Origin of the sequence: Blastomonas sp. AAP53, from assembly GCF_000331245.1 — a bacterium.
In the GTDB taxonomy this organism is placed as follows: Bacteria; Pseudomonadota; Alphaproteobacteria; order Sphingomonadales; family Sphingomonadaceae; genus Blastomonas.
On the sequence record NZ_ANFZ01000015.1, the window covers coordinates 24,811 to 33,249 of the forward strand.

General features: G+C 57.8%; 6 protein-coding genes and 1 pseudogene. All 7 read right to left on the minus strand.

Translation table 11 applies throughout. The annotated features are described in order from the left end of the window. Positions 1–611: 611 nt before the first annotated feature. Positions 612–2,225, minus strand: a pseudogene (locus D618_RS18450) (IS66 family transposase). 126 nt (positions 2,226–2,351) lie between these two features. After that, positions 2,352–2,636 carry an IS66 family insertion sequence element accessory protein TnpB gene (tnpB, locus tag D618_RS18455; protein WP_343207534.1) on the minus strand — a complete coding sequence of 95 codons (285 nt, stop codon included), beginning with the start codon at positions 2,634–2,636 and terminating at the stop codon, positions 2,352–2,354. Continuing rightward, a complete protein-coding gene (locus D618_RS0113675) occupies positions 2,633–2,965 on the minus strand; it encodes a transposase (protein WP_238550684.1) in 333 nt (110 codons plus the stop codon). Before D618_RS0113675 ends, tnpB begins: the two co-directional genes overlap by 4 nt. Before the next feature lie 402 nt (positions 2,966–3,367). Further along, complete coding sequence (locus tag D618_RS18460; protein WP_040370800.1) at positions 3,368–4,648, minus strand: HlyD family type I secretion periplasmic adaptor subunit; 1,281 nt, start codon at positions 4,646–4,648, stop codon at positions 3,368–3,370. Between the two features lie 29 nt (positions 4,649–4,677). Next, the gene (locus D618_RS0113685) at positions 4,678–6,525 is read right to left on the minus strand and encodes a type I secretion system permease/ATPase (RefSeq protein WP_017672097.1); all 1,848 of its coding nucleotides are present in this window, start codon (positions 6,523–6,525) and stop codon (positions 4,678–4,680) included. Then, a complete protein-coding gene (locus D618_RS18465; protein ID WP_081590533.1) occupies positions 6,522–7,898 on the minus strand; it encodes a TolC family protein in 1,377 nt (458 codons plus the stop codon). The genes D618_RS0113685 and D618_RS18465 overlap by 4 nt, the downstream gene beginning before the upstream one ends. Before the next feature lie 347 nt (positions 7,899–8,245). Beyond that, on the minus strand, positions 8,246–8,439 hold a 194-nt coding region (locus D618_RS20075), incomplete at its 5' end, for a hypothetical protein (RefSeq protein WP_026091673.1).

Below are 8,439 nucleotides of genomic sequence, written 5' to 3' on the forward strand. Positions count from 1 at the left end.
CGATGTGAAATCAAGACACTGACAGTGACACCAACTGCTGCTTTTCGCATGGAATTTTTGTCCGAACAAAGCTATCAAAATAACCTGCTCTTTGGATATGTATGGCGCCAAGCTGGGTGCTTGCCGCAGCTGAGCTACAACCCAACTTTGCCCTGCCCAATGACAGAGCCGACTGTTTATTCCTCTAGTTAGTAAAGGGCTTTGTGCCATGCAGATGCCTTGTGACGAAACTAGCGCTAGCGGCTTGCGGCACAGCGAGATTTTGACCCGCCCGGGGCGCAAGGTGGTCTCGCCTGGTGATTTTAAGTTAGCGGTCGTTGCGGAGAGCTATTCCAGCCTTGAGAGCGCGCGAACTGCGAGATTGCCAGCATCAACCCACACGCCCGACTGACCGACACGCGCAGCAAGCTCGCCGATGGTCATCCAGCATACAGCGTCAGCGTGGCGACCTCAGGCCATCGGCCAACGTGGGCTGAGAACAGCACTTACTCTGTTTCTTGAATTGACTAACCAGTGATCTTGCACTCGATGTCGAGCGGAGCATCAAGGCACAGCCCAGCTTTGAACGCCATCAGGCAGATTATGCGTAAGCCTGCGGTGAGTACCGCGGTTCAGGCAGCCTGACGCTGGATTTGAGCGGGTCGCCAGTTCCAGGGGAGCAGGTCGGCGAGCTGGCTTTGCGGGATTTCGGCGATGCGACCGAGCACATCAGCCAGCCAAGCTTGAGGATCGATATTGTTGAGCTTTGCGGTGGCGATCAGGCTGAGTATGAACGCGGTGCGCTGACCGCCACGATCAGAGCCGGCAAACAGCCATGACTTTCTGCCTAGGGCGATACCTCTGAGCGCCCGTTCTGCTGCGTTGTTCGACAAGCAGATGCGGCCATCGTCGAGGAAGGCGGTAAAGGCAGGCCATGCCTTGAGCATGTAGTCGATTGGCTCGGCGACGGGGCTGCTCTTGGAGAGCTTCGACCGGTTGTCGCGGAGCCATGCTTCAAGATCGGCGATCGGTTTAGCGCTGTGTTCCTGCCGGGCGGCGAGCCGCTCGTCTGCCGATCGGCCGTTGATCGCGCGCTCGATGTCGAAAATCGCATCGATCCTGCGGACCGCCTCCACGGCGATCGGTGAGATGACGGGTGCCTTCTTGCGGCGCTTTTTGAGTTGCGTGTCGAGATCCGCGAGCTCGAAGAAATAGCGACGCGCATGGCTCCAGCACAGCGCGCGTGTCAGCGGTGTCGGGATCAGATCGGCGCGGAAAAGCGCATTGTATCCGGCATAGGCGTCGGCCTGTAGAATACCTGTCCAGCTGCGCAGATGGCCAACGGGATGTTCGCCGCGCCTGTCACGGGAATAATGGAAGATCGCCGCAGGTGGCGCTGGCCCGCCAAATGGCTGATCGTCACGGACATAGGTCCAGATCCGGCCTGTATCGGTCTTCGTCTTGGCGAGGACCGGGACCGTCGTGTCATCGCCATGCAGTCGCTCGGCGGCCAGGACATGCGCTTCGATGAGGCGGTAGAGCGGCATCAGCGCGGCGGTGCAGGCTCCGACCTGATCGGCCAGGGTGGAAAGGCTGAGCTCGATACCTTCACGGGCATAGCGATCACGCTGGCGGTTGAGTGGTTGGTGCGCTCCGAACTTCTCGAACAACAGCATCGCCAGGAAGCTGGGGCCGAACAGTCCGCGGGGCGTGACATGGAAAGGTGCCGGTGGCTGAGTGATCTTCTCGCAATCCCGGCACGAGAACTTCTCCATGACGGTCTGGACCACCTTCCACTGGCGGGGAATGACCTCGAGCGTCTCAGTGATATCCTCACCCAGCTTGCACAGGCGATCGGAACCACAGCAGGGGCAGGCCTCTGGCGCGGAGATGACGACGCGTTCGCGCGGCAGATGATCTGGCAATGGCTTGCGTGCGTGCCGCTTGCGTTCGAACGGTGCAACGTTGGTTTAGGCGGCGGCCAGGGCTGCAGAGACCTCGTCCTCGCTGGCAGCGGCCTCGCACTCCTCGAAGGTCAGCTCCATCTGGTCGATCAGCTGGCGGGAGCGTTCCGAGCGTTGCCCATAAAGGGCCCGGCGCATCTTCTCGTTCTGCAGCTCGAGAAGGGCATTGCGAGCTTCCAAATCGGCATTGATCGCCTTGATGGGGGCCACTTCTGCGGCGACTTCACGGGCGGCGGCAAGCTGCTCGCGAAGGCTGTGGATCTCTGCAAGGCTTGCATCCACCATGGCCAAAGCCATAGCATAAAGCCCCTGGAATCCCCAGCTTTTTAGGCCGTCAGCGGCCACTTATCCGGCAATGGTAGGACGCCATGTTGCCTGCGGATTACGCCAGTCGATGCCCTCGAGCATTCAGGCAAGTTGCGATGCGGAAATCGCAAAGACGCCGTCGGTTGCCGATGGCCAGATGAACCTGCCTCGCTCAAGCCGCTTGGCATAAAGCGACATGCCCACGCCATCGTGCCAGATCACTTTGCACAGGTCGCCGCGCCGTCCGCGGAAAATATACAGATCGCCGACAAACGGATCACGCCCGAAGCTCTGCTGAACCTGCAAGGCAAGGCTGCGCATGCCGCGCCGCATATCGGTCTGTCCTGTCGCAATCCAGATCCGGACACCGGAAGGAACTGGGATCACGGCTTCACCGATCGCAGGACCGCCGCAGCCAGACCTGGAGATGCGCCTGCCGGGATCCGCACGATCGCACGCTCAAACTCCACGATGATCGCAGTCCCCGCAACAGCAACAGGCGCAGGATCAGGATCGGGCTGCACCTGGACCTGCGCAAAGCCGTGGCCTGCCTGCTCGAGCTGCCGCCGCCAGCGATAGATCTGACCAGGTCGAACATCGACCAGACGGGAAATCTCCGCAACGTTCGCCCCGGGCGCTGAAATCGCCGACACCAGCGCATGCTTCTGTTCATCTGACCAGTACCGGCGGCGCTGAACGCCAGAAAATACCGTCACCTGACCCATCGCACCGTCTCTAACACCGATGCAAGCACCAGCGCTTGCACCGGTGCCTTCTCGGCACGTCACCAAATCAGCGCAAGGCGGCCCTCACCGCAGGGTTACGATTATGCTGCTGCGCGGCAGCTCTTCGTACAGTCCGGGCTTACAATATCGGGCAGCACAATGAACTTACGGCGCGGACAGGCAAATTAAAATATCATAATCAGAAAAATAATATGTATCACATATTTATTGTGGCATGTTTCTATTAGATTTGCAATACATTATAAATAATAATAACATATGGCCGCAGTGCCTAACGAAACAAAAAATCTGAATGTTACATATTGGATCCATCTATATTGTTATCATTCGACCAAAACATAGCGTCACAGAAATTTCTTAAGCAAACAAATATTATTCCCTAAATGCATCATCTATGATTCGTGAAATTGGGTTCAAAACATAGCTAATTACGGGACGTTTTTCGCCAAGCAAATTCACCGTTGCGACCATGCCTGCAACTATAGGCTGCAATTTCCCCGATCTATTAATCAATGCCGATTTTTGCGTCAACACGCGTACGAGATAGAATGTTTCGCCAGTGCGCTCGTCAGTTATAGCATCGGGAGAGATTTCTGTGACCTTACCTGCAAGCGAGCCATAGATTGCTGGATCATATGCGCTGATATAAACGTTAGCGGGCTGGTTAACGTGAATCGATCCGATATCCTGCGGGCGAATGCGCGCTTCAATTTGCAACTGGTCGCGGACGGGAACAAGCTCCATCAATGGCTGTCCGGGCGAAACGCTTCCCCCGATGGTGGTGACGAGCACGCGATTGATACGTCCTGCTACCGGCGCCCGCACCGTAGTTCGATAGACGCGGTCGGCAAGTGCGGAGCCCGATTGGCGACGCGCTTCGAAGTCTGCTTGAACACTGGCGAGTTCGGTCGCAGCACGCGCACGCCACTCCTGCCGGGCACGGTTTGCTTCGGCAGCCGCTTCGACTTGGGCAGCGCGCGCGCGTCCGAGGGCCTCCGACGCGCCAAGTGCTTCGCTGGCCGTAATCCGCGCAGCATTTTCAGCTTGCACAAGTGAAAGTCGCGGCTCGATCCCCCGCTCGACTAACGACCGAATTAAATCGCGCTCGGCAGCAGCAGCATCGCGCGCAGATTGTCGTGCTGCCTGCACCGCGAGCGCTTCTCCTACTGATCGGCTAGCTTGTGCGCTGCGGGCTTGTGCGCTCGCCAGCAGGCTGCCGAGTTCTGCCATCCGCGCATCATGCAGCGCGCGTTCAACGCGGGTCTGGGGACTGGCAGGATCTGGATAGACCGGCGTGTGCCCGTCGATTTCGGCCTCTAGCCGAGCAATTTTTGCTGCAAGGGCACCGTTCGTCGACTGATTGCTTCCGTATTCGGCGCTGGTCTGGATTGGATCTAGCTTTAGCAGCACCTGACCCGCCTTCACGACCGCACCGCTGCGCGTGAGGATTTGTGCTACCATCCCACCTTCGAGATTCGAAATTACTTGAAGCCGGGAGCTCGGCACCACACGCCCGTCACCACGCACCGTTTGATCGATTTCAGTGAACGTCGCCCAAATTACAAATATCGCGAGAAATGCCAAGATCGCCCACAATAGGAGGTTGGATGCACTTGCCGGAAGAAGCCGTGCTAAGCGCTGCTCGATCGACATGGCGTCAGCAGTCTCAATGTTTCTCATATTTATTTGACGGTTGACCGCGAGGGTGGGATTATTTTCGCTGTTCGTGCTGGTGCTGGCGTCGTCACAAACGTCCAAGCATCTGCACTGGGCACTCCCTGAGACGCCCCGTGAGCGTTGCTCGCTGCTCTTTGCACCGATGCCCCTTTACCCGTCATTTGGTTCAATACAGTATCTCGTGGGCCATCAGCAATGATCTTGCCAGCTTCCATCACAATCACTCGGTCGACTAGCCGCAGCATCGATGGACGGTGTGTGATCAGAAGTAAGGTACGATCAACAAGTTCAACCTCTAGCCGCTTAATCAGTCGTGCCTCGGTCTGCGCATCCATTGCGCTGGTCGGTTCGTCGAATACCAGCATACGTGGCCGCTCGACCAGAGCGCGCGCCAAAGCGATAGCCTGCCGCTGGCCGCCAGATAGGCTCTCGCCACGATCAGTCAGCGTCAGGTCATAGCCGTTAGCCATTGTACCGATAAAGTCATGTGCGCCCGAAAGCTGCGCGGCGCGAAGCAGCGCTGCATCATCCACGCCCGCACGGCCTAGCGCGATATTCTCGCGGATCGTTCCGCTGAGCAGCACACTTTCTTGCAACGCAACGCCGACGCGCGCTCGATATGCCGTTGGGTTCAGCTGGCGCAAATCGATACCATCAATCAGCACCAGCCCGGCGGCGGCGGGATATAGCCCCAGCACTAATCGCGCGATGGTTGATTTGCCAGATCCCATCGGCCCCAGAATGGCAACCTTTTCGCCCGGCCTGACGCGCAGCGACACTTCCGAAAGCGCGTCTTCGGCTTGGCGCGGATAACGGAAGCTGACCTTGCGCAGCTCGATCAAACCCATGGGTTCAGCGATATCCAGCGGTTTCTCGGCAGGCCCTTCGGATGGGTGCGCAAGCATGCCGTTAATCTGGCGATAGGCGGTGCGGGTCTGAGTGAGTCGGGTCATTAGCTGCGCGATCTGCCCCAGCGGCGCTATCGCACGGCTGGCCAAGATCGAACATGCAATCAGTCCGCCCATCGTCAGGTTCTGGTTGGCAATCATCCCGACGCCTGCCACCACGACGCCTGCGTAAGAAATAGTGTTGGCGATCACCGCCACGTTGACTGCAATCGCTGACACCAGCCGCTGACTAAGCGAGACCTGAGATTGCCGCTCCACCGCTGCCTGCCACCGTGCCGATAGCAAAGGCGCTGCATTGTTGGCCTTGACCATCTCGAGACCACCGATAGCTTCGACAAGTACTGCCTGCTTGATCTGGCCTTCCTGCATGGCGCTGCGAGACAGCCGGTCCAGAGCGGGCTGAGCCAACAGCGCAACGATGATGACCAGCGGCACCATCGCCAGCGGAACGAACACCAGCGGCCCGCCGATCAGCACAAGCACGGTCAACGTGATGGCTATAAACGGCAGGTCGACCACGGCGGTTAGCGTCACCGAGGCGAAAAAGTCGCGCAATGTCTCAATCTCGCGCATCATCGCAGCGAACGAACCGGTCGAACCTAAGCGCACATCCATGCGGATCGCCAGCAACCGCCCGAACACATGCTCACCGACCTCTTCGTCAATTCGCGCACCAGCAATGTCGGTAAAATACGCACGCAGGGTCCGCAGAAGAAAATCGAATAGCACAACGATGGCAAGGCCCACCGTCAACGCGATCAGAGACGAGGTGGCGTTGTTGGGTAGCACCCGGTCATAGACCGTCATCGTGAACAGCGACGTAACGATACCGAAGACGTTGATCACCGCCGCTGCGAGCGCAACCTTAATGTAGATGCCACGGTTGCGCAGCATGGGCTCGGTCAACCAACGGGCGAAGCGGGGGGTGCGCTGTTCGATCATCATCTGAAACTGTCCCAGCTAGCGAGTCGTAGCACGTCGAAACCCAACAAAGGCAGCAACTGGCCATTGCGCGCCAGTAGCACATAGCGCGCGATGTCCAGATCGACGATTCCTTGCACATAGGCGGTCGCGGTGGCGAAATACGCATCTTCGGCGCTAAGCACATCGAACAGCGACCCTCGCGCCAAACGGAACCGCTCGACCAGTACATCGCGCGAGATTCGGGCTGCGACATAGCTTTTTCGCAACGCCGCCAGCTGCGCTTCGAGCGCGATAACATCCGACGCGGCCACCCGGGCATCACGCAAGGCCTCCTCACGGATGCGATCGGCGCGCGCGGTGTCGGCCATCGCGCGCGCTGCAGCCTGATCGGCGCGGGCATCACCGCCGCCGAAAAGCCGCAACCGCAGACTTAACCGCGCGCGCACATCGTAATCGATATCAGTCTCGATGACGCCATAACGTCCCGCATCGATGCTTGCCGAAACCGACGGAAACAAGTCGGCACGCACAGCATCTGCATCGCGCCATGCGGCATCGGCGTCAGCGCGGGCGGCGCGCACCGCAGGAGCCGCATCAACTGTCAGCTCGAGCGCTTCGCGCTGCGGCGTTAGCATTGCCCTGGCCACGGGTGCCCGCAACAACTTGACAGGCGGCGTGCCTAACAGCTCGACAAAACGCACCTCTGCGCTTGCTTGATTACGACGGTATTCCGCCAGCCGCGCCTGTGCCGCTGCGATTGTGCCATCGACGCGCACCCGGTCCGATCGCGCTGCAACACCTTCGGCGATGCGCTGATCAATCACGGCGCCCAGCAAGACTTGGCTCGCATCGAGCGCTTCGCCTAGCGCCACCATGGTGCGCATCGCAAACAACTCGTACCATACGGCCACCGCGCGCAGCCCGACATCCTCGGCAACCGCGGCAAAGCGCGCCTCGCTACCTACCACGCGCTGTTGCGCTGCCGCGATCCGGTCTGCGCTCGCGCCGAAGTCGAACAAAGGTTGGGTCAGGGTGATCGTTGCATCTGTGCGTTGGCGGGCGCGCGAGCGTTCGATGATGTTTTGCGGATCATTGGAGAACGCGCGCGAGAGGGTCCGGAAGCTAGACACCGAAAGGTCACCGGAAGGCAACTGCCCAGCACGCGCCAAATTGCGTCCTGCCACTGCCTCCAAATTACGTGCTTGTGCTTCACGAATTAAAGGGTTTGATTCCATAGCAGCCCGCAAAACAGCTTCGAATTCCGCTGCGGTGGCCACATTTTGCTCCATTCTGATCAAAGAATCCGCATTTTGGTCAAGCGACAATGGGTCTGCCAGTGCAGGAGCTAGTGTTACGGGTTGCGCCGACGCGGCTGCATGAATCTTGAGCAACATCGCCGATATAAGCGTGACCCACGTTCTTCGAAATCCTTGCACAGCCTAGCCTTTCGTCTTTTCGCTGAGATCGCCTAGCATAATTAATGCAAGCAACCCCTGTAGCGCAACTCGACGGAGGTGCTGTACGAGCATGCTTAGAATGGAGCGATATATTTAAACATGTTAATTATATTAAATAGTAAATACCAATTTATTATCAATAATTTTTTACTTCTTTCAGTGCATTCTATCTAATTCTGGCAGAACAATTATATCTAGTTAGATGGAAAATCTTAGCCTACAATAACTCAATATAAATATTATAATGAATATGCACCCCCCTTATTTCGCACCCACCGATATTATTATATCCATACCGCAGCGTCTGGGAAAATTATTTGATGATCGAATCTGCTGACAGCCTCAGGCATGAAAATGCTTTCTATCGCGGGAAAGTTCGTCAGCGTTTGCATAGGCATATTTTCCATACTCGCAGCAAGGGTCGGCGCATAGCCAAGCTCTGCAGCGGTAAACGCGGTTGCCGTGGTGTTCTGTAATG

Coding starts and splice junctions, on each gene's coding strand:
- D618_RS18465 (WP_081590533.1), bottom strand. CDS start 7,898: ATGTTGCTCAAGATTCATGCAGCCGCGTCGGCGCAACCCGTAACACTA.
- D618_RS18460 (WP_040370800.1), bottom strand. CDS start 4,648: ATGTCGATCGAGCAGCGCTTAGCACGGCTTCTTCCGGCAAGTGCATCC.
- D618_RS0113685 (WP_017672097.1), bottom strand. CDS start 6,525: ATGATGATCGAACAGCGCACCCCCCGCTTCGCCCGTTGGTTGACCGAG.